Below are 26,118 nucleotides of genomic sequence, written 5' to 3'. Positions count from 1 at the left end.
TTCGCGCCTTTGGGCGATCTCGCATTACTTCGTAGCCACAGCACTTGGCGCTTGCTGATTCCATCTGACGCGCACACTGCACTTGCCGCTGAGCGAAAAATCAGACGGGAGTTCGATGATCCACCGGAAAGCGCTGCCGAACCCCACCCGGAAGAGCCAACGCCGGCTGTGCCGGCAGAGGTAGCGCCTGCGCTTCGGCGAGTCAGGCGCAGGCATGTTCGTGTCTTCCAGCCGGAAGCATTGGAGCGAGCCCACACGAACTTGCAAGCTGCCGACCGCGACCAAGCGAAGTACGCTCGGCCCTTGTTGGAGCGCGCTCGTGACAATGATGGCTATCGCGCGCTGCCTCGTATCCGCTCAGCGCACAAGAAGCTCGAAAGAGCGCAGGGACTCTTTGCTAACCTGCGCGAACCTATTCAGAAACTGAGGATCGACCTTACGCTCGCCAGCGCGATGCGCACAGATGATTTCCGTATCAGGCCCATCCTGCTGACGGGACTGCCTGGCGTGGGGAAAACGCACCTCGCGCTCAGGTTGGCAGATGCGTTGGACGTCCCAATGCGGAAGTGGGCTGCAGGAAGCGCGCAGGCAAGTTTCCAACTCGTAGGTAGCGATAGTGGCTGGCGCCACGCTCGCCCGGGGATGGTGGTCGAGTTGCTCGCCAAGAGCAACGCCGCTACGCCAGTCCTCGTCCTGGATGAGGTGGACAAAATCAGTCGCGATGGCACATACCCGGTTCTACCGGTGCTGCTTGATCTGCTTGAAAGCGAAACTGCGCGCAAGTTCGAAGACGCATTCTTTCGAATGGAATTCGACGCCAGTCGCATCATCGTCGTGCTGACGGCCAACGATCTACGTGCTGTGCCAGCCCCTTTGCTGAGCCGGGTCGAGGTGTTCGATATTCCTGCGCCGGAGCCTGAGCAGCGACTGCTGATCATTCACGCGGAAGTCGAGCGTTTGCGACGCACGACGCGCAAGCGTATCGAGTTGGATCCTCACGCAGCGCAAGCGTTGGCGGAACGTACCGACATTGATTTGCGCCAGACTCACCGTTTGTTGGCCGACGCTTTCGCCACAGCACTGGCGGCAGGCGAATTCATTGCCACACCGACGATGCCCGCGCGTGTCGGCCAGAAATCGATCGGGTTCGTAACGAACGCGTGAATTGCTGGTAGCAGTGAGTGATGGTGTCACCGGTGATTTTCCGCAACACATAGTGCGGAGCTGAATCAGTTCGCCAAGCTTGACCATGTCAGCACGTTAAGACCGGACAAGCTGTTCTGCTGAGCAGTGAACAATTCCGACATGTCTCGACAGTTATGCTCAAAGTACGCATTGAACTTGTGCCAGACGGCGACGAAGCGTTGACGACAACGGTCGCTGACCTCGTGATTGCCAACGATGGGGCCGGGAATGCTTTTACCGGTAGCTACACGGCGATTCTGCGGGAGTTTTCCACCCGATGGTTTGGCAGGGCTGACGTGCACGAAACGCAAGCGGTAATCCGTGACGTTGAGCGAGATCTCGTACGTCCTGCCCAACTCGTAGGGGTCGCACTAAGCGTTCTGGCTCCGATGAAGACAACCATGTCATCGTTCCCGTCTACCCCTTCAGGTGAAATCATTCGCGAGCCACCTCAAAAATGAGAAACCTCACGCCATGCATAAAGTTTCGTTTGAAATGACCGAAGTACACGATTTCGACAGATATTTCTTGTGAGCCCGCATGAGATGCAGGCGACTACCCACTCGCTTGGATTACGTCCGGGAAGGATTCTTCCGTGACGATCAATGTTCTGCCAGTCTTGGCGAAGGTTCCTGACTACCGCCCTGCTGCGTGGGAACAGTTGGCTAGCATCAAGTCCGTACCCTGATGTCACCACCTGCGCGGACGAGGTGGGCCGATGCTGGCTCTGCCAGCTAAGACGATCGTCGTGGCTCGCGTATTGGCGTTCGCTTCCGGCACGCGATGACCGCGTATAGGCGAAAGGAGCTGAGGTAAGGGTTGTCCAGGTTTCCTCCGCAATGAGCGAATTGTCAATGCTCCAATCTGTTGCCCGGCTTTCTTATTCTCGTCCGAACAGATGTTGCTTGGCGTTAAAGGGCTCAATGCCAAGATTCCTGCGCTGCTCGGTGAGGAAACGCGTGAAATCCCTCTAGATCGAGCATCAAGTTTCGCCGAATATCGCCGAGGTATACGGTTTCGACAGAAATTATCGTGTTTATGCTCGCATCTCGTGTAGGGTTTTCTGTGCGAGCCATCATGCTGTGGCTCTCCCTATCTGCAATGGTGGCATTTACCGTAGGATGCACAGTCATTTCCGTGCATGGTGAAAATCAAGCAATAAACAAGCCACTGCCGATCATTGCCGAGTCCGGCATTCTGCATATCGACGTGCCTCGTACACAAATTTCCCCACAGTGGTCTACTAGCCCATCTTTCTTCGGCGTTGCCCTTTCAGGCGGGGGGAGCCGGGCGGCCAATTTTTCAGCGGCAGCGCTTCAGAATCTGCAGGAGGTCGGAATCCTTCAGGAGGCTGATGCCATTTCAAGCGTCTCCGGTGGAGGATTGACTGGTGCCTACTATGCACTCAATGCGCCTAATGTTCAGTGGGATGTGTTGCGAAGCAAGCTGAGAACAAATTTCTGGGGCTTGTTCTTGAGTAAATGGGCTGCCCCATCGAATTGGCCCGCGATAGCCCTAACGGATAAGACAAAAACCGATGTCATGGCCGATGTTCTCGATAGCGTTCTGTTTTCCGGGAAAGAATATCGAGAAATGCCACCAGTTGGCCCAATTTTTCTCGCCAATGCTACGGATATAACTGCAGGAGGAAAGAGGGTAACGTTTTCAAACGACTATTTTGTTGAAGAGCTCGGTTCATCCTTGTACAACATGAGAGTTGCGACAGCGGTTGCGACGTCAGCGGCATTCCCGGGCATATTCGATTCCGTGACTGTCGAGCGATTCAGGCGTGAAAGCCTTATCGATCCGCGTGGAGGGACATATTCTTGGTCGCCTCATTCCTATGTTCATCTCATTGATGGTGGCGCATCCGACAATTTGGGGGTTGAGACACTCTGGGATATGGCTTTCTCCCGGCTATACGGAGGGGTATTCACGCGTATGCCGACAGAGCTCGGTAGCAAGCCGTGCGTGATTGTTTCGATTGATGCAAGTGCGCCGAACACCAGTGCTCGCTTTGAGCGTTTGGCGGATGAGCGCGGAGTCAGCGATAGGCTGTTCAACCGCAATGTGTTTGACGCTATAGATTCTCTCTTCGAAGGGCGGCGTCAGGATACTTTGACGAAGATGGGGTTGGGGCAAACGGATTTCGGCATAGTTGGCTCAGAAAATTTTGGTGATGTTCAGCAAAACTATGTCGAGCGTCAACGTGTCGGTTTATTTGACATCCCTGTTACCTGTCGACCGTACTTTGGCGCTGTTCGCTGCAGCGTCGATTTTTCGAAACCTATTCCGCCGGCACAGCGGCGATCGTTTCAGTGCTTCGTGTGGCACATCGCGCTGGATGAAGTCGCTGGAGTTGCTTTCAAAGCAAAGGATTTTGAATCCGGAGATAGTGTTCGGGAGAAATTCCGAAGAGGCTCTCTTGTTAGGCTTGAGCGGCTTGTCACTCAAATTGAAACTCACTGGAAATTGGTCGGGCCAGACGGATGTACCGATCAGCAACTTCAAGAGGCTCTCTATGCTGCCGCGCGAGTCTTGATCATGGATGACGTGGAGTCGCGGTCTTCGCTATGTGCGTACATGGGGGGCAAAGGAATGACAGTTGACGATGCATGTCGGAAGGAAACTCCGCAGACCGAGGTATCGATTTCAATAACGGGAAAGCAGCCGTTGGCAGTTAGTCTTGCGACCGATAGTTCTCACACTGCCAACCTGCCCGTGAGGTGTTGGGCTCAAGATGCATCTTGGTAGCTACGGTCTCAGTCCTTTTCGGGAAACCAAATCGCCGCCGACTCAGGATTCTCTCTTTTCCACCGCTCGAGCGCCTCGCCTTTGAGCCATAAGTCTGTTTCCTTTGGCCCGGCGTAGCGTTGCGACGGGTAGCGACCCTCTCCACTCAAACTGCCTGAAGAGCGCTCACGTCGCGGTGCCAGAACGGGGCGCGCCGCTCCAGCCGCCGTCCATTCGGCATGAAGCCGGCCGCGCTCCGCCTCAATCGTTGGATGATGCAGCCACCGTTTTCCCGCGACCTCCTCGACAATCAATCGTGTGAACTCGGACTCGGTTACCTTGCCGCCTAGGCGGGATAGGTCTATCTCCAGTGTCGGAAGATCAGCCTCGCGGATTCGCGCGAGGCGCGCGACGTCCATCCTGTTCGTCACGGTGATTTCGATGAGCAGCTTCTCGGCGGACCACCCGGGAGCGGGCAGGGTGGTGGCGGTCACATCCGGGACTATCCGACCCACGCGCTGTTCAAGCGCGACTGACGTGAGCTCAAGCTCCTGCGCATCGCGGCACTTGCGGGTAATGGCTTCCCGCGGCCATTGCGGCGAGCGCTCGGTCACGCTCATCTGCGGAACCATGAGACGCTTTTCGCGCTCGAGGATCTCCTTGGCCTTCCTGTGCAGCAGCGTTTCGCGAATCTCCTTTGGCGTTGCCGCGTCGGACAGGCCAATCTCTCCGTCGACCAGGTCGAGTGCATCTGCAGCTTGCGCGCGAGCTTGATCCATCGCGGAGTCGAGCAGGACATTGTCTTGCCAGTGGCCGCACCAACGCGCCCCGCTCACGAGCAGACGCGTACGGTGGCGCAATTCCTCCGGGCTCATGGCGGCCAGCGCCACATCGTCGACCAACACCTCGATCGCAGCATGAGGTGGACCGTCAGTGTCGCCGGCATGGCCGCCCACCAGAACGACGTGCAGTTCCCGACCGTCGTCGAGCGTGACAATCGCCGCCGCCTCATCTGAAAACGAGCAGGAAGCGATGTGCACCCGCTCGGCCGGCGCGTCGACCCATGCGTCATAAAATCTGCCGGAGAGGCCGGTGATGCGCGCCGTACGCCGACGGCTCGGCAGGTCTAGGTAGCCCGTGCTCTCCAGTGTTGCCAGAATGGCCGTGCGTGCCGCCAGCACGAGGCATGAATGCTTTTCGGTGCCAGCGGTATGGCGGAAGTGCGGCCGCCGCAGGTAGGTTTCGCGGGCGGCATTTACCGCGATCAGCGCGCCGCCGCAACTAACGCACTCGCAGTCGCAGTGGGCGCCGCGGTGATTTTCATCAAGCTCAAGGATATAGCGTGGAGCACCGGTTTTGCGCTCTCGCGCCCACGCCATCAAGCGGCCTGCTTCCGCCGGGCGTTTCTCAGGCAGATGGGCCTGCATATCAACAGCCCAGGCTGCACCAAGCCTGTCCGGACCTTTGTTGTAAGGCATCACGCGCTCCCGAAACGGTGCCGGAGTCACTCTAACATCGAATCCGACTAACGCCCGAAGGTCCGCTCGCAAGGCGCATCAGTCCCTAACGTCCAACAAAGGTGGTAGCGAACGACTCTTCATGGCCCCGGACTCGGCCGGACGATGATCGTTGGGCCACGACCGTCCCAGATCGAAACCCGTTGCAGTCGTTCGGTGAGGCCACGCCGAGTGTCTGAAACGCAGCCGCGTGCGGCCGGTGGTGCTCATGTTAGATCGAGTTCCAATCCATTAACGCGATTTGATCCGCGAGTCTTACTTGAAGGAGAAGATCATTCGCCCATCGAATACCAAGACTGATAGCGCCCCGATGTGACGGGGGCGCTGTCGCGCTTGTCACGCTGATTGCAGGGGGCGCACAGCAACTGCAAGTTGGTGATGTCGTTGATCCCCCATCTCGACAGTGGAACGATGTGATCGTAGTTCTCAACGTTGTCGATGCTCATGAGTCCTGTGAGATCCCTGTCGCAGAGCACGCAACGCCCGCGGTCGCGAAAAAACACGGCGCGCTGCGCCCACCTCGGAGGTCGCACGCGCGCAAGCGTGCCATTGGGTGCCAAGAGCGAGCGATCAAGATCTTCGACCCGCCCCCAATGAGCATTTTTCAGGATGTCGGAGACGTAGGAGTTGAACCTCATCATGAGCTCTCGGTTTTGAAAAAGGACGTGAAAGACCTCGTTCACCGTTTGCTTCATTAGGTCTTCGTATGCGGCCGATATCCATATCTCATTCATGTATTCGTAGATGTCGTCCGCATTGGCCTCTTCGAACGTCTTGCCTTCGTCCTTCAAGAACTCGAAGAAGGTTTGATGATCGATCCCGTGGTGTTCAAAGGCGTGCTCAATCGGCAGCTTTTGCGGCTGCAAGTCGACGCTCGCGAGCGGAATCTCCTTAAAGTTCGCGTAGATCCTCTTTTGCTTGTCGATGCCGAAGTCGTCGGCTTGCTCTGAGTGCACCCCCTGCACGACAAAGCTGATGAACAAATGCAATACCGATTGCTTTTCATACGGCGCGAGCCAGCCGGCCCACTGCTCATCGCAGTGGAAGCCTTCCAGCAGTACTGCGTGGTCGGGCGTGTTCTTCAATAGTCCGCTGACGACATCGCAGATGTTGTAGGTCTCGTAGAACCTAGCCACGATATGCATGCTCTCCTCCTTTTCGGCCATTGGCCGCCCCCGTTTGACCCTAAACCCAGCCTCCCGGCAGGCGCTTTCTACGCCATCAACCCCATGAGGCACGGCAAGCCAGATATTCGCCGATCACGATATGGGCGTAATTCCCATGGCCTTGGCCGACCAGGTATCGATAACGTCCCTCCTGCACGTCCAGCCAGCCGTCAGGGATCTGCCCTCCCAAAGGCAATGCCCTCAAAAACGCGCGAGATCCTAGTTCGGGCCAAACCGCCATCGCCCCCCGCTCCGGACACTCGAAGAACTCCCGGCTCTCTGGCGTCAAGAGCGAAAGCGGTGCGATCTCCAATACCTCCGGATTGTCGCGCTCCTGAACGTTGAGCTCGAAATGCAAATGGCCGCGCGCGAGCTTGAGGACCACATTGCGCACGCGGGCCATGTCAGGGCGCCAAATCTTTTCCCCCTTCTCATCGATCGTCATGGTCGACTGAATTTCGGCGGCCAAACTCGGCGTCTTGGAGAGAATTCTTTGAATGTTCTTTCGATGCAGGGCCCTCGGATCAGTTGATCCGCAGACGACGCACTCCACGAAGCACGCCACGTATTGCTCGTCCAACGAGAAAGACTGGTTACACGCTAGGCAGGCCTCCACCACGGGCAGATTGGCTGGATAGGGTTCATCGAGCAGCACCTTGGACGGGCAGTGGTCCCTCGTGTCGGGCCTCGTTCCGCAATAGACGCATATGCCCGTCAGTCGATCGTCCACGAACAGCTTTCCTGGTTCTTCCATCGTGCCTCCTTTCACGCGTCACGGCCAGTCGTCAGAGCATTCTTGAGCTTAAATCTGAGCAGCAAACCGCTGGATCAAATAGGGTGTTTGCCGCGCGGATCGCCTCAAGCGGAAGGTTAGAAAGCCCTCCTGATCGGCTGCTTCTGGTCGACCACTGCCGGTCGTCGCTGTGTTGTTGCAATGACCGCTTGCGAGGTACGACAACCCTTCTATACGGCGGACCGTTAAGTAAACGGCCGGCTACCGCCTGAATTCAGATATCCGCGGACCTGCACTCGTCATACCCGGAGTTATCAGATGTGCGGCTTTTTGCCTTAAGACGATTGCGGGATGCAGCCCTTGAACTGCGATCCCGGAGCCCCCACATAGGGATTCGCATGCGAAAAAGAAGATGAGCGAGCAGCCGACCAGCGGTCGCGCGTACCAACCACACGACACCGTGCTACAAGGAGAGCCGAGTGCTGAGCCTGTACGTCTCTAACCTGATTATCCCGGGCGATCCCGATGAATTGACGCTCTCCACGCCCGCCGGGCCGTGGAAGTTGATCAAGATGGAGGATTTCGTGGCGATGAAATCCCGCATCACTTCGACCTCGGTCCGGCCCGCAGAGCTGCCGGTTGGCGAAACCTATTTCCTGGAGAATCCGGTCGCAATGAGCAACGGCGGCGCTGCGGCAGTTGATCGCGCGATCGAGGAGCTCACACCGGTCCTTCTGGCAGCTAGCTACGCCACCGGGCTGTCCGTCACGGTTCAGCGGGCAACGATGGGCAGCGATATCTCGATCGGCCAAGCGACCCACTACTGGCCGCGTGTGCGCGCTATGGGTCCGGGTTGGCCGGTTGTCACGTCCACCGAACAGTTTGTCCACCTCGTGGAAGCGTTCGTGCAGGCGTGGCCAGCCGCAGGTCAGACGGAAAAGGCTCGGTTGCTCATCCACACTTGGCTCGACGCCTTGGCGTGCTGGTCGATGGAAGACCTGTATCTGAGCGCGACAACGCTGCTGCAGATAATCGCGGCGACTGAGGCTACGAAGCAGGGGCAGGATCTGAACTTTTACTCCGGTGTGACTGCCGCTGCCCAGCGCATGAATATCCCGGTGCTGAGCCAGGATTTTAAGAAAATGCGCAACGAGCTTGTGCATGATGGGCAACTTATCGGCTCGCGCTTTGCGGGACCACGTGCAGCCTGCGACCAAGTGCTGGCGGACGTGTTGAATTGGATCGACCAGTACATACACGCCGCACTGTCGCTTGGACCGGTGCCGACGACGCGGTGTCAGCCGAACGATTTCACCGGGCTGAATGCCTACTCGATCTGACACAGCTGCACCCTGGTGCAATGCCGGGGCACAATCTCGAACCACCATGAATGAAGTTGTGATCGATGCGGCAACCCAAGTCAAAAACCGCACGAAGCGCGGCGTGGCCCTCCACGAAGCCGGGCACTTCGTCGTTGCGCGCGCACTCGGATTTCAAGTGCTGGGGCTGAAGGTCAGCCGGGATCAACCGCGATCGGAGCTTCACTCGGGCAGCGCACACATTTTTACCGTTTCGAAGATCGCTGACGACCAAGACCTCGAGGAGTTTCTCCGCGAGCGGATTACGGTGCTGCTCGCGGGCGGCCTCGCGCAGGCATTCGACGGCGTCGCTGTCAATGAGCGACGCCTTCGCCAGATCCGTGCCGACAACGCGGCTGACGACATGGGCAAGGCGCGCGAACTTTTTGTGATCCACCTGAGCCGACGGATGACGCGGGGCTATGACGACGAGTTCGCCTCTTCCGACACGTGGGAACGGCACCCACTTTGGAAGCGATGCGAGGCCGATGCGCTCGCGATCCTTCGCGAGCAGTGGGGAGCGATCGAACGCATTGTGGGCGACATCGAAGCGAACATTCATAGCCAGTGCTACAGCTACGATCCCCCAGTCGAACGGATACTCAAGCGTGGCTGGCCGGAGGGAGAGGCTGCTGCCGGGTGATCAGTCCGCCTTGCTACCATTTCCGAAGCGGCCGATTGCATTTAGCATGGTCACGCTCAGCAGGCTGTCGCTTTAATCGTGGATGCCACGAACGCGGTCGGAGTCCGAACGTCCGTCGCCAAACCATACCGGTCGCTTAAACGCTCACGCGAAGTCGCTCGCCAATGTTCGTGGATGGGAGGAGCCGGCCCTCATCCTACCGACTAACGGCTGCTACGGACTCGAAGCAGACGTGCGCGCCGCAGACGCAGAGGTCCGAGATCACTCAGCCAAGATGTTCGGCAATACTATGCTCTTGTGCGGCCTCAACAACTTGTTGCATCTGTTCGACAAGGGCGAGCACTAACCCTCCTGCGCTGAGGCGCCATGGCAGACATAGCTACCCTCGCAGAGCGCAGCGCCTGCTATGCACTCATCCCGGTATCACCGTTAGGTATTCCGAATGCGACCACTTTTCACTATCCATGCAGGTGAGTACATCGTTGGCGACTACATCGAACAGCGCTTTCCCGATCTAAGAGTTTGGATCCCCTCGAAAGATGATGGCGTGGATTTGCTGGTGACAGACAAAACTCATCGCAAGACAGTCTCATTGCAGATCAAGTTCTCAAAGGACCACTTGGCCACAGGGCGCAATCGAAATGCCACCGCCGCGATTAAATCCGGAGGCTGGTGGACCTTCGACCCGAAGAAGATCGCTCAAAGTACCGCCGACTACTGGGTGCTTGTCCTCTGCGAGTTCACTAGTAGAAGCTACGACTTTGTCATCATCGAACCAAAGGAACTTGCACGTCGGTACAAGCGCATCGCGCCGAATAAGAAGACGATACAGAGCTACTTCTGGGTCACTCGACAGAAGGAGTGCTGGGAAACACGAAGTTTAAGCAAGGAAGAGTTGGCACAGGTTTGCGACGGCTCGTACAAGGACAACGCTAGGCAGTTCACGTCCTTCCTAAATCGGTGGCAGCCGCTCGTGGACGCCTTGCGTGGTATTTGAATATTGGCCCTCGGCGGCACCTTCTGGCCGAGAGCCGACTTCTCCTGTCGTTTGACCTCTATATATCCTGAGTAGCGCGCTATTGCTCCAGAGAGACAACATCGCGAATTGACTCGAACTCAGGCACTAGGTCGGGTTGATGCTGGCGCAAGTACGTCAGAACTGGTTCGCACTCCAGGAGCTTCACGAGGTACCCCTTGGCCAGAACGAGATTCAGCACATCTTGGCCATAGGTCTGCTCGACAATCTTGTACTGCTCTTGCAGGTTGCTCATCTCCCGTTCCATCTTTGCCATCTGCTCATGCGTTACCCCGGTTAGCTTGGCCGGCTTCTTTCCGTCGACGAGGCGGGCCGCTGGCGTAGCAACCAGAAGCGCTTCCGCATAGGCGACGGTGACGTTGTTCGCGGCAATCATCAACTCCACGCACTCAACCTGGCGAGTTGGTTTCATCTTTCGAAGCGCTCGCACAAGCTCTGGTGAAAACTGCCTGTCGCGCAGTAGATCCACCGCTTCAGGGCAGAGACCTTCCAGAAGGTTCATCTTCTTCACGATCTGAGTGGTGTCGACTGAAAGGGCCTTTGCGAGGCGCTCCAGCGAGACACCACGCTCAATGGCACGGCGGATCATGAAATGCTCTTGAATGGTCGACAGTCGGTTGATGCGATTGTTGTAGGTGTATGCCTCGTCATCAGTGGCAATCAAGCAGGAAGCGTTGTCGTGGCCCAAGTCGCGTAGCGCGAGAAGTCGAATGTGCCCGTCCAACAGGATGTGGTTGCCCGACTGCTGGTCCACCGCCGTTACGGACAACGGCTCGATCAAGCCTACTTCGCTAATAGACGAGAGAATTTGTTTGAACTTTCGAGTGCTGGTCAGGCCCGCCGGAGTCCTGCGGGAGGGAAGAATGCGCGGCAAGGGAACGGCAAGCGGCTCAGGCACAAAGCCCAGAGTGACGCTTGTCATGGTGAGCTCCCGGTAGGCCAGACACGTTCGGCAAGGTACTTCGGTAGTGTTGTCAGTGATTCCGCCCGCAGCAGATTCACGAAATTCTCATCTGCGAACAGTTGTCGGAGGGCGCCAACAACAAACAGGAGTCGCTGCTGCGTGAATTCCGCCTTGCGGACCATCGCTTTCTGTCGCTCCACCTCGCTCTCATATGTCCGGACGAGACTTGAGGTGGTCACATCGTCTCGTCTGCCTATCATGTAGCGTGATGCGGATCTGCCCAGCGTTTGGCGTCGCTCGATAACGCGCCGCGCGTTCATCAGCTGCTTGCCTCGTAGTTTTCCGGATTCGTATGCCTCCTGCAGCGCTGCTTGGATTGCCTTGTCGTCGTCACCGGCCCCAACGATGGCGAGTGCAGCTGTAAGTGGGATCGTTCCTTTCTCAACGGCAATCAGCAGACGCTCTTCCCCGTGCTGGAGTAACGTTAGGACTCCCTGCACATAGGCTGTTGTGAGGCCTGTCTTCTCCGCGATCCTTTTGGGTGTGTACCCGCTGTCACGCAATTGCCGAATACCGGCCAGCAACTCAAGAGGGCGACACTGGCGACGCGCGATGTTCTCGGCCAGGCTCATGATGAACGCGTCCTCGTCGCTGACGTGGACCACCATCGCAGGAATCGTCGCCTCCCCTAGCGAGCGAAATGCCTTGAGCCGTCCCTCACCGCAGACAAGCAGGAATTTTTCACTGCCGTCTGCAGCAGCCCTGGGCGTGACGGTGATGGGCTTCTTGAGACCAATGGCTTTGATGTTCCCAACGATCTCGTCAAAGACCTTGCTGTTCCGCTCGCGTGGATTGATCACGTCGATACGGTCGATCGGAATCATCCTGATCTCGCCAGGTTGCGGTTGCGTGTTCATGCTGCTCTTCTCAGTTTCGCGCGTTCGGCCATGTGATACAGATAGTCCAGCGTGTCGAAGCGATAGCTTTCGTACTCAATGGCGTTGCGCTCGGCTAGTCGGATGCCGGGGCGAGCAAAGTCGAGGCGTGGCAGCAGGTAGTAGTCCAATGGCGCATCATTTGCCTTGTTCAGACGAATCGCCACGGTGACGTCCGGCAAGAGGCTCGTGTCGAACCGCACCTTCCAGTGATAGCCGCCATTCGTTCTCGGCTGGCAGCGCGATAGAACGATCGATACGGTGAACTCCCGGTTGACGTCCAGGATGTCGGTCGCAGGGTCTCGAAGGACCATGCCGCCTAGATCGGCAATGGCTTGCTCTGTTTGAGTGACGATCTTTGGATGCAGTTGTCGCAGGAAGCGGTTGATCTCCAAATACCGATAGTCGCGATCAGGCGTAAAGCCCACCGCTTGGTAAGCTCGTATCAGGCTTCCGAAGCGATACACGTAGGCTGCGGAAGATGGCATGCCCTCCGTCTCGTCGATGATGAGGCCGGACAGTAAGCCACGGTTCCGATAAAGAATGCGCAGTCGCTCGATCAGTTCCTCGCTGCTGTACCGCCTGGCGCGGGCCCGCATGATGCCCTGGGCGGTGTAGAACACGTCCGGCGCCACGATCGGCTCGAAGGCGCCGTCCTTGCGGATCCACATGTCAGGAGCGTTTACGACACGGGCACGTTTGAGTTTGCATGACACGCGGTTGTAGATGTTGTTGCCGATGTATTTTTCGTTGGTGAGCACCTCCCTAACGGTTGCGCGAGTCCAGTCGCGGTCCAAGTCTGTACGCACATGCATGGCGTTGAGCCGCGCCGCGATGTCGAACTCGTTCATGGACTCATCGATGAACCAGTTGTAGACCAGATTTACAATGCGCACCTCGCTATCGGGGCCCGGCACCAGGACGACGCGATCGGTCTGCAGACTCTTGCGTTGACCGCGGCAGAGTTCCGCTTTCATGAGACCGTGCTCGTCGACCAGCACACGGCGCAGACCAAAGCCGGCAGGACCGCCTTGCCGGAAGCCCAGTTCGATCAGACGGCACTGTCCAGCAAACACCTTCGCCGAGAGCTCCCGACTGTATTCGCCCGCCATTGCGCGCTTGACGCCTTTGACGATTGTCGAGACCGGGGAACCATCGTTGTCGAACTGTTCAGCGCAGTAGATGACCTGGATGCCGGCACGCCGGCAGATGTACTCGTAGTACGCGCTCTCGTCTGCATCCTGAAAGCGCCCCCAGCGGCTGACGTCATAGACCAGGATCGCTTGGAAGTCAGGGCGACCGGTCGTGACATCGCGGATGAGGCTTTGCAGCGCCTCCCTTCCGTCGATCCGCAGGCCGCTTTTGCCTTCATCGGCATAGGTACGAACAACCTCAATACCTCGTGAAGCGGCGTACTCACGGATCTTGTCGCATTGGTTCTGCGTCGAGTACTGCTGATGCTCGGTCGACATACGCACGTACTCCGCTGCCCGAGGCGCAGAGGGCGCGATCGGAGTGGCGCTTGTGAACTGATCGATTGCCATGGCGAGCACCGGCTAGCGAGTGGCGCTGCTCTTCCCGGTCGGGAGTCACGGGGGCAGCGCACAAGATCACGTTAGCAGTTGGCAGCAGACCATGCCTCACATCATCTCTTTGCAATCAGCTCGCGATGGTGCGTGCGGTGGCGGCAGAACTACGATCTGGACCCTCCAGACGCCCATCTTTGCAATCCCGTCTTCGGACGCGCGCTGGAGCACATAAGTGCCTGAAGGCAGAGGCGTTTTCGGAGCTGACGCGTACATCTTTGCAATCGCTCGTCGTCGATCGTTTCTTGCCCGCTGCAAGAGCCGATTGCGCTCGGCATAGGCCGGATGGCTTGTGCGATAGCTGCGCCAATAGTCACGGTGACGCTGAGTCCACCTCGCCCGAGCTCGTGCCTGGTTGTCGCGGTAATCGGTGTCCGTCCGGAGATGCTGCTTCTGCCATCGCCGTCGACGCTCCCGCTGGCACGAGGAGGCCGAGCAATATCGTTGCCTCGGCACTTGAGGGCGTGCGAGGAAGAGGTGGCCGCACGCGGCGCACAAACGGGCAGGTCTCATGACTCACTCCAGATGTCTGGGTGAGTATGCCGCTGACGACCGGAGCGCTATTAAGCGGACGTAGAAGACTTGCTGCCCACGCAAGCACCCGCATCCCAGAGTTGGTCGATGAAGACCAGAAGATCTATCAAGTCGCCATGTCATCTATTGTGTGACGGCGATAGGAAATTTCCATCTTTTCAGAAATTTCCTGGAGTCCCAGTCGCAAAAAAATTGTGCAAGCCTTTGATTTGTATGGAGGGGGCAATCAGCTAATTTGTGGACCTACACCAGCGCAGTCACGCTCCTGGCTACCACCCCAATACTCAACTTTCCTCAGCCCCCCCGTTAGCACGCGCGCGCAGATGGTAGTTTCCAGCCTGATACGGCGTGTCCGGCGCAAGCCCTGCACAGCCAACAAAAAATAAGCGCAGTGCGCGTGCTGGCATGAACGGGTCATTGCCAGTACGCCCTACGGGTGAGGAAGCCCCTCGGCACAGCGTCGGCCCTGCACGGTCAGTGGCCTTTGCATTGTTTTGAGGGGAAAGCCGCATGCAGTCTCATACGCCATCTGCGGTACGGTTGGTGGACAATCGGCGTGGCCGCATTTCGCTGCAGTATCTCGAAGCGGGCCAGCAACATCGGGTGCGTACCAGCATCCGGGCGATTGCAGCACGCTCGCTCTATCAATGGGATGAAGTCGAGCCGCACCAGGCCGACGTGCTGGTGCTGGAGGGTGACCAAGCCGACGTGCGCGCGGCAGGCCCCTTCAAGCTATGGCTAGGTCAACCGGCGCCCGATGTGTTTGGCGATGATGTATTCAATCTGCCGCGCGCCTTCAGCACCCCCATGCTCTGGGGCGTGCTTGATCTGATCGCGCTGCGGCTGATGGACAGTCGCAGGCAGCCTACCCAGGCCGGCAGCGCATCGTTCATCGAGACCGATACCGCCACCGGTATCGCCACCGATGCCGCCACCGGTATCGACGCCGATAGCGCCACGACCGACAAGCCCGCATACCGCTTGCTCAGGCCCGTCACGCTCGATGCGCACTTCAGCCAACCGCGCTTTCGTGTGGCAATGGATGGCATGACCGCGCGCCCTGTCAGCCTGGATGAGCTGGTCCATCACGGTGCACTTGAACTCGAAGAGGCGCGCTTGCTGCTGCGCACGCTCAAGGAGCGGGGCGCGTTGGAGATCTGCGTTGGCAATCAAGCCAATCAAACCATGGCGCCAGTGCAGCCGCCTCATGCCGGGCCGCCGCCCGATGGCTGGTTGTCACGCGCACGCCGCTGGTTGCACGGGCGCGCCGGCTAGTGACCATTGGCGGCAGCAGCTGGCGCTTTTCGCCTGTGCGCTGTCTGTGCCCCATGTGTGGGCTTGAGTCCGCAACCTTCCGCAAGGTCTACAAGGTCCAGGCCGTGCGCGGTATCGGCATGCACGCATCAACAGCGCTGGTGCAGAGGGCGAGCGCCCCTTGTGGTGTGCGATGAGCACTCCGCTTGATGTCTCGCCCTGCCGGGTCGGTCCAGCATTCTTAGGTGCAGTAGGGTGGCAATGACGCTTTCGCTTAACGATCTTCAATTGCTGACGGCGCTCGTCGGCAGCCTGCACGAGGCATCGCCCGATAGCGTGGCCGAGCGGCCAGCGGTGGCACGCAAGCTCGAATCATTGCTGGGCATTGATGTCATGTCGCATATCGTCCGGCACGAGGCGAACCCCATTCCCATCCACACCTCCACGTGGGGCCGGGATCTCCAATTGAATGCGGACTACAAGCAGTACTTCCATGCGGTCGACCCGATCTCGCCGCTGTTGCACCGTCGCGCAGACCCGCTGCTCGTGGAGGGAATCATCGGCCGGCGCAGCCTGCAGCGCACGGAATACTTCACCGATTTCCTCACGCGGTACAAGGTCTACCCCGGGATGAGCCTGTGCCTGGATGCCGGCGGTGGAACCTTGCTGGATTACCGCCTGGGCACGAGTGAAGTCGGCCGCGTCTTTGGCGAGCGCGAGCTGCGCATTCTCGATCTGCTGCGGCCACACCTCATCAACGCTCACCGGCAACGCGCCTTCGCCGCGTTGGAGGGCGATGAACACGCCGCAAGCAGCCGCCCGTCGTTCGTGCTCGACCCTGCGCGGGCCCCACAACCCAACCGCGCCGCAGAAGCGCTGATGGCGGGGTGGGAGGCAAGCGAACGCGAAGGGTTGCTACTGCTGTTGAGCCGGATCGCCCTAGGCGCGAGCGAGCCGATGCAGTGGGCCGGGTTCGATCTCTGCACGAAGTTCGAACACGCCGCAGATGGCCGCATCGTTCACCGGCTGTATCTGACGGCTGGCACCGTGGGCTCGGGGGCGTGGTTCCAGCAGAAGTTCAAGGTGACACGGCGCGAAGGCGAGGTGTGCGAACTGCTGCTCAAGGGCCTGTCGGATAAACAGATATCCAAGGCGCTGAATATCAGTTACTGGACGGTGCGCAGCCACGTTGGGCGCGTGCTGGACAAGCTTGGGATCGAATCGCGCAGTGCTGTGGCGGCGCGTGTTATTGCTGCGCGCTGATGGGGGCGACGACGGCTGCGCCAAGGCAGCCGATGCGCGATTCTTGACTCCCGTTCCCTGATTCCCGATGCCGCCTCAGCGGCGCCTAGTTCACCAACGTAGTAATGCTCTTCGCCGGCAGCGTCACCGTAAACGTATTCCCGCTCACCCCCACCGGCGCCTGCTGCTCAAACGTTGCAGTCGCTGTCGTGCGGTAAGGCGTCAGGCTGGTCATCGTGCGCCCTGCGGGGTTGATCGACGCCGTCAGGGTCACGTCCGTGGCGTTCTCGTTCACCAGCACCACCACGGCCTTGTTGTCGGTGGCACCTGCAGGCGTGCCGAACGCAGAAACACGCACGCCCTTCTGCGGCAGTGTTGTCGTGTCGTAGCGCACGTAGCCCGGGCGGATGAAGTACGCAAAGTGCTTCAGGCCGATGCCGAAGTAGGTGGGCTTGTTGTCCGAGCCGATCAGGCCGGTGGACTGGGCGTCGTTGGAGTTGACCAGCCACCAGTAGACGTAGGCGTTGTACTGCCCCAGCGTAAAGCCGTCGTGGATCTCCTTTGCAATGGCAATCGCATCGTCAATGCTCGTCTGCCAAGACGTCTTGTTGTCAGCCTTGTTGACGGAGTCCAGGAAGTGTTCGGTCATCCAGACGTCCTTGCCCAGCCTCCGGGCTGACGTCGGATACGCGGGCACGCCGCCGTACAGGTGGCCGCCAATGATCGAGACGTTGGCGGCCGCATTGGCATCGCCCAGCAGCGTGTCCGCCGTGGCCTGAGAAAAGTAGAACGATTCCGGCGCCATCAGCTTGGTCGTGGTGCCGGCCACTGCTGCTGCGCCTTGGGCGGCAGTCCAGGCGCGCATGTCGTCGGGGCTCCAGAGGCAGGACTCGTAGGTCGCGGGGTCCCAGTCCGGTTCGTTCTGCAGGGATACGGCGTAGAGCCTCACGTTGCGCGTGGCGGCATAGCGGATGTAGCTGTTCAGGTACTTGGCGTAGTCGGCGTACCGGGCTGGGTCCAGGCGCCCGCTGTAGAGCGGGTTGCTGCGGGTGGTGTTGACGATCTTCATGCTCGCCGGCGGCGTCCACGGCGATGCAAAGACGAGGGCGCCGCGTGCCTGGGCGGCGGCGCCGTTCTCCAGCTCGGCTGTCCACTGCGTGGTGTCGGCGGTCTGCGTTGTGGTGTTCCACTCGGCGGGTGCAATGCGCAGCCGCAGGATGGATAGCCCAAGGCTGTCGGTCAGGCTGGTGCCGAACAGCGCGTTCAGGCGGTCGTCGGCCATCTTGCTGTAGTACCAGGCCGCCGAGCCGCCGAACCCCTGAATGGTTTGTTTCGCGCTGCCAAAGTTGATGGCGGCGGCCGCAGCGGTGGGCTTGATGGTGAGCGCCGTGCTGACCAGGGCCGTGCGGTAGTGCGCGCTGTCCCTGGGCACGAACGTGGCTTGCAGGATCACGCTGCCGGCCATGCTGGTGGTGGCGGCACTCAGCGGTGCGCCATCCGCCGTGGTGTAAGACGCCGGGTCCACCGTGCCCCCGATGCCGTACAGCGCGTAGGGCACGGTGGAGACCTGCGCAGGCGTCAGCGCCGAGCCCTGCGTCACGGCAGCAGGCAAGTCCCACCGCACGGGCGGCTCGGCCTTGTTGACGGTCAGCGTGCGCACGGTGGTGGTGCTGGCGTATTTGGTCGTGTCCTGCGGCGTGAATGTCACCGACAGGGTTTGCGTGCCGACCTCCGGCTTGGTCCCGATTGCCGGCGAATACGTGAAGGTGCCGGGCACATTGGCGGTGGCGTTCAACTGCGCCGTGCTGAGCGCCGTGCCCCACGCGATCGATGCGGGGGTCAGCCAAGTGATTGTCGGGGTGGGCGTGGTTGGCGCAGGCGAGGGTGCAGGCGCGGGCGCTGGGGCCGGTGTTGGCGTCGTCGGCGTAGTGATCGGTGCAGGGGTCGGCGCGGGCGTTGGTGCCGGGCTGGCCCCGGGGCTCGACGTTGCGACTGGTGCAGTCGTTGCGGCAGTGGACGAGTCTGCTGGCGTGTCGCCGCCACCGCCGCAAGCCGCCAGCCCCAGGCTCAGCAAACCGATCACCATGCTCCGCGCGAGGCGTGGATGCGGGTCTTGCGGCGCGCGCGTTGTTCTCGTCGTCAACGACATGTCTGGGCTCATTTTTTTCTGATGGGTTACGCGGGCAGCCACCCCCTACGAAAGTGGGGTGCGCCGTTTTGCAGACGCGGTATCCCATGTCGCCTCAGCGCACGTCAAGGCAAGAGCGGGGCTGTTGAGAGTTCTTGAAAATCCCCATGGCTTCGCGCCATGAACAAGCCGGGCGGGCGCACCAAACATGCGCTGCACGCAAGACGGCTTCGGCGCAACGCACTGCGGCTCGCGCTGTTGCGCTTGGGGTATCGATGCGCGGGGCAGGGCGTTCCAAATCGGTGCGGCTCGCACCAACTCCAAGCGGCAGATGCCCGCATCCGGCGGCGCAGGCCTCGCACACGGGCAGCGCCCAGGCAATCAATCACCCGCGGTGCAGCCCAGCAAGCCACTGGATGCTGCATGGCACAAAACTCGCATAAGCAGTGGGCGACCGGTCAGACCACGACCGAGTCTTTCTCCATCGTCGGCCCATGCACAGCATTCCATCCTCCGTCGCGCAAGCACTCCAGCAACGCATCCTGAGCGGCGATTACCCGAGTGGCAGCCGCCTGCCGCCGCAGCGTGAGCTGGCGGAAACGCTGGGCGTGAGCCGCGCGTCGTTGCGCGAGGCGCTGACGGTGCTCGAGACGCTGGGCCTCGTGGACATCCTCCCCAGCCGTGGCGTGGTGGTACGTGGCCAGAAGTTTGGCGCAGAGCGGGCGAGCGCAGAACGCCTGCATCGCCCGTTTGCCACGCCGGCGCTGGGCACGCTGTCGCCGCGTCAGTTGATTGAGCTGCGCCTCGTCCTGGAGCCCGGCTGGACGGCGCTGGCCGCCGCGCGCATGCATGCCGCCGGCCTGCGCCACCTGCAATGGCTGCAGCAGCAGTTGGCCCATGCGCTGGAGCGCAATGATTTGCTGAGCGCGGCAGAGGCGGACCTGCACTTCCACCTGTTGCTCGCGCAGTTGTCGGGCAACCCGGGTTTGATGGCGATGGCCGGCCAGTTGGAGCACGCCATCGGCCACAGCCTGCGCCTGCCCTTTGCCCGCAACGGCGCAGACGACCACCCCGCGCACGAGCACGACGCCATCGTGCAGGCCGTTGCTGCGGGCGATGCCGCCGCCAGTGCAGAGGCCATGCGCGCGCATCTGTTGTCGGCCGCGCGCCGCAGCGGCATCGATTTGAGCGCCGCGCCCGCCACGTCCGAACCCATGCAGTACGAACCGGTTTCCTTTCGCCTCGTCTCGGTTTCCTGAATTTCCTGAAGGAGTTTTTGAATGATCCGCACCCTTGCTCTGCACTCGTCGCACCGTGTTTCGCGCCGCACGTTCTTCCACGCCGTCATGGCGGTCAGCGCGCTTGTCGCGTTGCTGCCGGGCCGTCCGGCCCATGCCGATGCGCTGACCAACATCCACAAAGCCGGCGTGATCCGCGTGGCGATCCCAAATGACTTCCCGCCGTTCGGCTCGCTGGGCCCGGACCTGAAGCTGCAGGGCTATGACATCGACATGGCCGGCCTCATCGCCAAGGAACTCGGTGTGAAGGCAGAGCTGGTGCCCGTCACCAGCACCAACCGCATTCCGTTCCTCACCACGGGCAAGGTGGATGTCGTCATCTCCAGCCTGGGTAAGAACGCCGAGCGCGCCAAGGTGATCGACTTCTCGCAGGCGTATGCGCCGTTCCCCAAGAGCGTGTACGGCCCGAAGGATGTGTCGATCAAGGCGCCGGCAGATCTGGCCGGCAAGACGATTGGCGTCACGCGCGGCTCGACTGAAGATCTGGCGCTGTCGGCACTGGCCCCGGCCTCGGCCACCATCAAGCGCTATGAAGACAACAACGCCACCGCACAGAGCTACCTGATCGGTCAGGTGCAACTCGTCACGCTCGGCAACATCGTCGCCAATGCGGTGAACGAGCGCACGAAGCTGCGCCAGCTCGATGTGAAGTTCCCCGTGGAAGACACGCCTTGCTATGTGGGTGTGGCCAAGGGCGAGCCAGCGTTGCTGGACAAGGTGAACGTCATCATCACCAAGCTGAAGACGGATGGCCGTCTGAACGATCTTTCGCAGCGCTGGATCAAGATGCCGCTGCCCGCAAAAATGTAAGCACCCTGCACGCCTTCGCAACACAGGCCCGGCGTCCACGTTGGTGTGTCGGGCCACGGATGACCTCCATGGCTTATCAATTCGACTTTGGCGCTGTCTTCAGTTACAGCGGCCAGCTCGCGCAGGGTGCGGCATTTACGCTCGCGCTCACGGCGGCGGGCGCGGTGGCGGGTGGCGCCATCGGCATTGCCGGGGGTGTGTGCCGCGCCTGGCGCATCGCCCCGTTCAATGCGCTGTTCAAGGTGTATGTGGAGGGCATCCGCAACACGCCGTTCCTCGTGCAGTTGATGTTCGTGTTCTTCGGCTTGCCCTCGCTGGGTGTGCAGATCAACGAATGGCAGGCGGCGTTGCTCACGGCGGTGGTCAACCTGGGTGCGTACATTACCGAGATCGTGCGTGCGGGCATTCAAGAAACGCCGCGCGGCCAGCTGGAAGCCGCCAACGCGCTGGCGATGAGCCGCTGGGCCATCTTCCGGCATGTGGTGCTGCGGCCCGCGCTGCAGAAGGTGTGGCCGGCGCTGAGCAGCCAGATCGTGATCGTGATGCTGGGCACGTCGGTCGTCTCGCAGATTGCCGCGCAGGACCTGACCTTTGCGGCCAACTTCATCCAGTCGCGCAACTTCCGCGCGTTTGAAACCTACCTGGTGGTGACGGCGCTGTACTTTGCGCTGGCGCTGTTGCTGCGTCAGCTGCTGGCCTGGATCGGGCAGCGATTTGTCGTGGGGCGCCGCGCGCCTGCGGCGTCTGCTGCACCGCTCGCTGCCACCACCACCGCAGCAGCCTCCGTTGGAGACGCAGCATGATCGCCGACATCCCTCTGTTGCCCATTCTCCTCAAGCTGGGGGAAGGGCTGCTTGCCACGCTCATGCTGTCGCTCATGGCCTTTGCGCTGGGCGGCACGGCCGGCCTGGTCGTGCTGTTTGCCCGCGTGGGGCGCAACGCTACGCTGCAGCGCGTGAGCAAGGCCTATATCCAGCTCTTCCAGAACACGCCGCTGCTCATGCAGATGTTCATCGTGTTCTTTGGTGCATCCATGGCGGGGTTCGAGATGTCGCCGTGGACGGCTGCCGCCATCGGCCTGACGCTGTACACCAGCGCCTATCTGGCCGAGGTGTGGCGCGGCTGTGTCGAGGCGATTCCGCGCGGGCAGTGGGAGGCGTCTTCCAGCCTGGCGATGGGCTACTTCCAGCAGATGCGGCACGTGGTGCTGCCGCAGGCGGTGCGCCTGTCGATTGCGCCCACGGTCGGGTTCTCGGTGCAGATCGTCAAGGGCACGGCGGTGGCGTCCATCATCGGGTTTGAAGACCTGTCCAAGCTGGGTTCGGTGCTGGCCAATGCCACCTTCCAGCCATTCCTCATCTACGGGCTGGTGGCCGTTGCGTACTTTGCGCTGTGCTGGCCGCTGTCTCTTTACGCCTCTCATCTGGAAAAGAAGCTCTATGCCGCTCGTTGATCTCTGCGCCGTACACAAGCATTACGGCAACAACCATGTGCTCAAGGGTGTGGACCTGCGCGTGGAAAGCGGCCAGGTGGTCGCCATCATCGGGCGCAGCGGCTCGGGCAAGAGCACGCTGCTGCGGTCCATCAATGGGCTGGAAGCCATCGACGACGGGCAGATCGTGGTCGACAACGCGGTGCTCAAGGGCTCGCAGGCCACGCCCGCGCAACTGCGCGCGCTGCGCCTGAACGTCGGCATGGTGTTCCAGCAGTTCAACCTGTTTCCGCACCTCACGGCGGGCGAAAACGTCGCGCTGTCGCCCGTGGTGGTCAAGGGCATGAAGAAGGCCGATGCCAACGACCTCGCCCGGCAGATGCTCGTCAAGGTGGGCCTGGCCGATAAGTTCGATGCCTACCCCGACCAGCTCAGCGGCGGCCAGCAGCAGCGCGTAGCCATTGCACGGGCGCTGGCCATGCAGCCGAAGGTGCTGCTGTGCGACGAGATCACCTCCGCGCTGGACCCGGAACTGGTGAACGAAGTGCTGGCCGTGGTGAAGCAGCTCGCCGCCGAAGGCATGACGCTGATCATGGTCACGCACGAGATGCGCTTCGCCCGTGACGTTGGTGATCAACTCGTCTTCATGCACCAGGGGTTGATCCATGAAAGCGGGCCGGCCAAGGACGTGTTTGCCAGCCCCAAGACGGCGGAGCTGGCGGCGTTCATTGGCGCGGTGCAGTGAGCGTTGCGACGGCACGGCGCACCCGCTGCGCGCCGGGTGCCGCCTGTGTCAGCGTCAGTGTCAGTGTCAGTGTTGGGCCGATGCTGCGAGTGGCTTGAGCGTATACGCCAGCGTGCCGTAGCCGAGCTGGTCAAAGCCGCCGCTGTTCGGGCCGTAGTCTCCGCCCCCGCCTTCGGGCTGCACCTGCTGGGCAAACGCAGTCACCCCAGGGGCGTGCTTCTTCTTCAGCACCACGTAGTGGTTGTAGAGCAGTGCCCAGACGGGGCGCACGTCGCCGCGCCCGCCGGTGGAAATCTCGGCCTGCGTCACGTCGCTGTTGCGGTACGGCGTGTACGGCACGTCCTGTCCGAGGTTGTAGCGGGCGGCATATTCGGCGCCCTTGAGCACGCGGTTGTCGTCGTAGCCGAAGAGGTCGTCGCCCTGGTTCCACGCCATCTGGCAAAACACACCCAGCAGCGCGATGTCGAGCATGGTGTGCCCCTGGTCGCGCCCGCTCTCCTGCACCTGCCCGAGCCCATCGGGATAGAGCTGCCAGACCACGTGGTCGATGGCGCCATTGCCTTGCCCGTGCTTGAAGTAGTCCACGGCTTCGGCATAGATGTCGCGGCGGTCGGTCAGCACGCCGATTGCCAGCATTGCGCTCATGTTGGCCAAGTCCCAGTTCGCCCAATAGTGGTCGATCTTGGCGCCGTTGTGCCGGGTCAGGAAGTCGTGGTTCATCGGATAGAACACATTGAGCATCATGGCCTGGAAGCGCCGGAAATCTTCCGGCCGCCACTGCGGCGCGGCCCGCAGAATTTCGGCGGCATTCGCCAGCTCATAACCGTAGATGCCCGACGCGAGGAACTTGTCCGAGCTGCCGTCAATGCGCGTCAGCGTGGCTGACCACACGTTCAGGATGTCGATGGCCTTCTGTGCATAGGCGTCGTCCCCCGAGACCTTCCAGCGCAGTGCCAGTGCATACGCGGCGGCCGCGTCGTTGAACAGCGCGGCGTAGTTCTCGGCGTGCTCGGGGTTGCGCCCCCGATAGACGACGGCCTGCGGGCGCGCATTCCATTTGAGCGAGGCATGCGGATTGGCGGTGAGCCGTTGCCAGCCGTCTTGCCATGGCTGCGTGCCCCGCGCCACGGCATGGCGCATGCGCAAGAAATCCTGTTCGGTATGCAGCAGGCCGGGGTGGACGAACGGTTTCGCCTCTGGCGCGGCGGCGGCTGTGACGCCGGCGGCGCAGGTCAGCAATACGGCACAAAGCCAGCGTCGGAACAGTCGGGGGCGATGGGTGTTCTGCATGGGCATCCAAGGGTTAGCAATTCGCCTGTGATGTTCCAAGTGCGGGGCGGCGGCGTCAACGCTCAACGGTTTTTGAGGGTGTGGATGGTGGGCGTGGGTTCGTTTGGCCGGCCATGGTTTCGTGCCGGGTGGCCTTGCCGGTTGCGTGTTGCCACAACATTGCACGCTCCCCCATTGCCCGTTGTTCAGGAGTTGCCATGCCGCGTGTTGATGGTTCCAGTTCTTCGGCCGTGCCGCCGCCGTCTACGGGCGAGGCGTCGACCAGCCAGGCTCGCCCGCATCCTCAGTCCGATCTGCGCCAGCGCCCTGCGCGTGCCCGTGAGGGTGCCCTGGCCGCACTGCCGCCCGCGCCTGCGAATGCGGCCCGCGTGCCGGCTGCGGATACCGCCGTGGAAGAACTGCCGCGCGGCCGCATTGCTGCCACGCTGGATCGCCTGCGTGGCGCGAGGCAGGTCTTGGCGAATGCCGGTGCGCAAGCCGCGCATGTGGGCGTTCGCGCAGGGGCTGCAGCCGCGCAATATGCGTTGAATCATCCGCTCTTCACTGCTGGCGTGGGCGGCGTTGCGATGGGCAACTACAGCATGCAACGTGCCGAGCGGCGCAATGACCCTCATGCCTACGCTGGCGGGGTATCCGTGACGATGTTCAGTACGGCGTTGCTGGCACTCCATGCAGGCTACGTCGTTGCCGACCTGCTGCTCGGCAATCCGGCGCCGTTGCGTGTGAGCGCTGACATGCTGTCTGACGCCGTGAACATGCTCAACGGTCTGGACGATGTGGACATGACTGCAGAAGCCGGACATCACGCGCTGTACGTGATCGATCATCTGCAGGACATTGCGGCCGTGCCCGGCAACCGTCTGCACCCGGCCGTGCGGGCTGCAGCCGAACAGGCGGGCGGCAACCCACAGCAATTGATCCGCAATCTGGTGGGGGTGCTGACGGGCAATCCACCGGTGTATTCACGGCGCCGGCCGCCACCTGGGGGCCCGCGTGCGCCAGCGCAGGCGGGGCTTGTGCCGGCAACGCTGGGCGTCAACGTCCAGACGCTGCGGCGCGCCGTCGACATGCTCACCGGTTTTGCTGGCGAGCACGAAGACATGACGGCAGAAGCCGGCCTACACCGGCAGGACGTTATCGACCACCTGCAAGACATTGCTGCTCGCCCAGCCGGCGTGTTGCACCCGGCCGTGCGTCAAGCAGCGCAGTCCGCTGGCGACAACGCGCAGCTGCTGGTACGCAACCTCGTGGCGATGCTGCAGCGCGATCCGTCCATCCTGCCGGCGCGTCGGCAGGAACCGGCGCGATAAGACGCGGCTCCCTCCTCCGCCAGGCGCCGCCCTTCCAGGGCGCGTTCATGCCGGGGGGCTGCGTCCGCCTTGTTACCGGGGCGCATATGCCATCGCGTGCAGCCATTTTGGATTAGACATTTTCAAGGCACCTCATCTGGTGCCTTTTGTTTATTTTGGTGGTGCGCTCAACATAATGGTTAGGCGCAAAAAATCGGTCATTTGTTCAGTAAGTTTTCTCTCCATCTGTGCTTCTTATCTCTCAGCAGCAACTGGAATTTTCTTTGCTTATGCTAGCGA

At 60.9% G+C, this 26,118-nt stretch carries 21 protein-coding genes; 13 read left to right on the top strand and 8 right to left on the bottom strand.

The window, feature by feature from the left end; translation table 11 throughout:
* The first annotated feature begins 261 nt into the window (after positions 1 to 261).
* Entirely contained in the window at positions 262 to 1,164 is a 903-nt protein-coding gene (locus ACTJK6_RS08625) for an AAA family ATPase (RefSeq protein WP_440838729.1), read from the top strand.
* 1,098 nt (positions 1,165 to 2,262) lie between these two features.
* Complete coding sequence (locus ACTJK6_RS08620; protein WP_164775005.1) at positions 2,263 to 3,939, top strand: patatin-like phospholipase family protein; 1,677 nt, start codon at positions 2,263 to 2,265, stop codon at positions 3,937 to 3,939.
* Positions 3,940 to 3,947: 8 nt separating this feature from the next.
* Here ACTJK6_RS08620 and ACTJK6_RS08615 read toward each other — a convergent pair whose 3' ends face one another.
* From ACTJK6_RS08615 to ACTJK6_RS08605, 3 genes are all read right to left on the bottom strand, one after another.
* Positions 3,948 to 5,396 (bottom strand): hypothetical protein, encoded by a 1,449-nt coding sequence (locus ACTJK6_RS08615; protein ID WP_127592075.1) that lies wholly within the window; start codon positions 5,394 to 5,396, stop codon positions 3,948 to 3,950.
* Positions 5,397 to 5,707: 311 nt separating this feature from the next.
* A complete protein-coding gene (locus ACTJK6_RS08610; RefSeq protein ID WP_127592077.1) occupies positions 5,708 to 6,580 on the bottom strand; it encodes an HNH endonuclease in 873 nt (290 codons plus the stop codon).
* Between the two features lie 76 nt (positions 6,581 to 6,656).
* Entirely contained in the window at positions 6,657 to 7,355 is a 699-nt protein-coding gene (locus ACTJK6_RS08605; RefSeq protein ID WP_127592079.1) for a hypothetical protein, read from the bottom strand.
* A 458-nt stretch (positions 7,356 to 7,813) separates the two neighbouring features.
* Between ACTJK6_RS08605 and ACTJK6_RS08600 the strand changes: the two genes are divergently transcribed.
* From ACTJK6_RS08600 to ACTJK6_RS08590, 3 genes are all read left to right on the top strand, one after another.
* Positions 7,814 to 8,674, top strand: a complete 861-nt coding sequence (locus ACTJK6_RS08600) for a hypothetical protein (RefSeq protein ID WP_440838728.1) — start codon at positions 7,814 to 7,816, stop codon at positions 8,672 to 8,674.
* A gap of 46 nt (positions 8,675 to 8,720) precedes the next feature.
* Positions 8,721 to 9,335 carry a M50 family metallopeptidase gene (locus ACTJK6_RS08595; protein WP_127592083.1) on the top strand — a complete coding sequence of 205 codons (615 nt, stop codon included), beginning with the start codon at positions 8,721 to 8,723 and terminating at the stop codon, positions 9,333 to 9,335.
* A gap of 442 nt (positions 9,336 to 9,777) precedes the next feature.
* Complete coding sequence (locus ACTJK6_RS08590) at positions 9,778 to 10,332, top strand: hypothetical protein (RefSeq protein WP_127592085.1); 555 nt, start codon at positions 9,778 to 9,780, stop codon at positions 10,330 to 10,332.
* 79 nt (positions 10,333 to 10,411) lie between these two features.
* Here ACTJK6_RS08590 and ACTJK6_RS08585 read toward each other — a convergent pair whose 3' ends face one another.
* Genes ACTJK6_RS08585 through ACTJK6_RS08575 form a run of 3 tightly spaced genes read right to left on the bottom strand, consistent with a single transcriptional unit; the run spans position 10,412 to position 13,754 of the window.
* Positions 10,412 to 11,293, bottom strand: a complete 882-nt coding sequence (locus tag ACTJK6_RS08585) for a plasmid partitioning protein RepB C-terminal domain-containing protein (RefSeq protein WP_127592087.1) — start codon at positions 11,291 to 11,293, stop codon at positions 10,412 to 10,414.
* Positions 11,290 to 12,192: a plasmid partitioning protein RepB C-terminal domain-containing protein gene (locus ACTJK6_RS08580; RefSeq protein WP_127592089.1), complete on the bottom strand. Its 903-nt coding sequence runs from the start codon at positions 12,190 to 12,192 to the stop codon at positions 11,290 to 11,292. Before ACTJK6_RS08580 ends, ACTJK6_RS08585 begins: the two co-directional genes overlap by 4 nt.
* On the bottom strand, positions 12,189 to 13,754 hold the full coding sequence (locus ACTJK6_RS08575) for a recombinase family protein (protein WP_127592091.1): 1,566 nt from the start codon (positions 13,752 to 13,754) through the stop codon (positions 12,189 to 12,191). The genes ACTJK6_RS08580 and ACTJK6_RS08575 overlap by 4 nt, the downstream gene beginning before the upstream one ends.
* A 1,086-nt stretch (positions 13,755 to 14,840) precedes the next feature.
* Here ACTJK6_RS08575 and ACTJK6_RS08570 point away from each other — a divergent pair.
* Together ACTJK6_RS08570 and ACTJK6_RS08565 are read left to right on the top strand one after the other, a co-directional pair.
* The gene (locus tag ACTJK6_RS08570; protein ID WP_440838725.1) at positions 14,841 to 15,605 is read left to right on the top strand and encodes a hypothetical protein; all 765 of its coding nucleotides are present in this window, start codon (positions 14,841 to 14,843) and stop codon (positions 15,603 to 15,605) included.
* Between the two features lie 240 nt (positions 15,606 to 15,845).
* The gene (locus tag ACTJK6_RS08565; RefSeq protein WP_440838723.1) at positions 15,846 to 16,847 is read left to right on the top strand and encodes a helix-turn-helix transcriptional regulator; all 1,002 of its coding nucleotides are present in this window, start codon (positions 15,846 to 15,848) and stop codon (positions 16,845 to 16,847) included.
* Between the two features lie 85 nt (positions 16,848 to 16,932).
* Here the strand turns inward: ACTJK6_RS08565 and ACTJK6_RS08560 are convergent, their stop codons facing one another.
* Positions 16,933 to 18,975, bottom strand: coding sequence for a glycoside hydrolase family 30 beta sandwich domain-containing protein (locus ACTJK6_RS08560; protein WP_440838722.1), 2,043 nt, complete (start codon positions 18,973 to 18,975; stop codon positions 16,933 to 16,935).
* Between the two features lie 473 nt (positions 18,976 to 19,448).
* Between ACTJK6_RS08560 and ACTJK6_RS08555 the strand changes: the two genes are divergently transcribed.
* The 5 genes from ACTJK6_RS08555 to ACTJK6_RS08535 all read left to right on the top strand — a co-directional run bounded on the left by ACTJK6_RS08555 (position 19,449) and on the right by ACTJK6_RS08535 (position 23,239).
* A complete protein-coding gene (locus ACTJK6_RS08555) occupies positions 19,449 to 20,213 on the top strand; it encodes a FadR/GntR family transcriptional regulator (RefSeq protein WP_440838721.1) in 765 nt (254 codons plus the stop codon).
* Positions 20,214 to 20,234: 21 nt separating this feature from the next.
* Positions 20,235 to 21,062 carry a transporter substrate-binding domain-containing protein gene (locus ACTJK6_RS08550; protein WP_440838720.1) on the top strand — a complete coding sequence of 276 codons (828 nt, stop codon included), beginning with the start codon at positions 20,235 to 20,237 and terminating at the stop codon, positions 21,060 to 21,062.
* Between the two features lie 68 nt (positions 21,063 to 21,130).
* A complete protein-coding gene (locus ACTJK6_RS08545) occupies positions 21,131 to 21,865 on the top strand; it encodes an amino acid ABC transporter permease (RefSeq protein ID WP_260803774.1) in 735 nt (244 codons plus the stop codon).
* Positions 21,862 to 22,515 carry an amino acid ABC transporter permease gene (locus tag ACTJK6_RS08540; protein ID WP_024973815.1) on the top strand — a complete coding sequence of 218 codons (654 nt, stop codon included), beginning with the start codon at positions 21,862 to 21,864 and terminating at the stop codon, positions 22,513 to 22,515. Before ACTJK6_RS08545 ends, ACTJK6_RS08540 begins: the two co-directional genes overlap by 4 nt.
* Positions 22,502 to 23,239, top strand: coding sequence for an amino acid ABC transporter ATP-binding protein (locus ACTJK6_RS08535; RefSeq protein ID WP_322017115.1), 738 nt, complete (start codon positions 22,502 to 22,504; stop codon positions 23,237 to 23,239). The genes ACTJK6_RS08540 and ACTJK6_RS08535 overlap by 14 nt, the downstream gene beginning before the upstream one ends.
* 66 nt (positions 23,240 to 23,305) lie before the next feature.
* Here ACTJK6_RS08535 and ACTJK6_RS08530 read toward each other — a convergent pair whose 3' ends face one another.
* Complete coding sequence (locus ACTJK6_RS08530) at positions 23,306 to 24,529, bottom strand: alginate lyase family protein (protein WP_440838719.1); 1,224 nt, start codon at positions 24,527 to 24,529, stop codon at positions 23,306 to 23,308.
* A 197-nt stretch (positions 24,530 to 24,726) separates the two neighbouring features.
* Here ACTJK6_RS08530 and ACTJK6_RS08525 point away from each other — a divergent pair, with 197 nt between their 5' ends.
* The gene (locus ACTJK6_RS08525) at positions 24,727 to 25,839 is read left to right on the top strand and encodes a hypothetical protein (protein WP_322017117.1); all 1,113 of its coding nucleotides are present in this window, start codon (positions 24,727 to 24,729) and stop codon (positions 25,837 to 25,839) included.
* Positions 25,840 to 26,118 lie beyond the last annotated feature (279 nt).

This window comes from Ralstonia sp. 22086 (genome assembly GCF_052045975.1).
Classification (GTDB): Bacteria; Pseudomonadota; Gammaproteobacteria; order Burkholderiales; family Burkholderiaceae; genus Ralstonia; species Ralstonia wenshanensis.
This window is presented reverse-complemented; position numbering and strand designations above follow the sequence as displayed.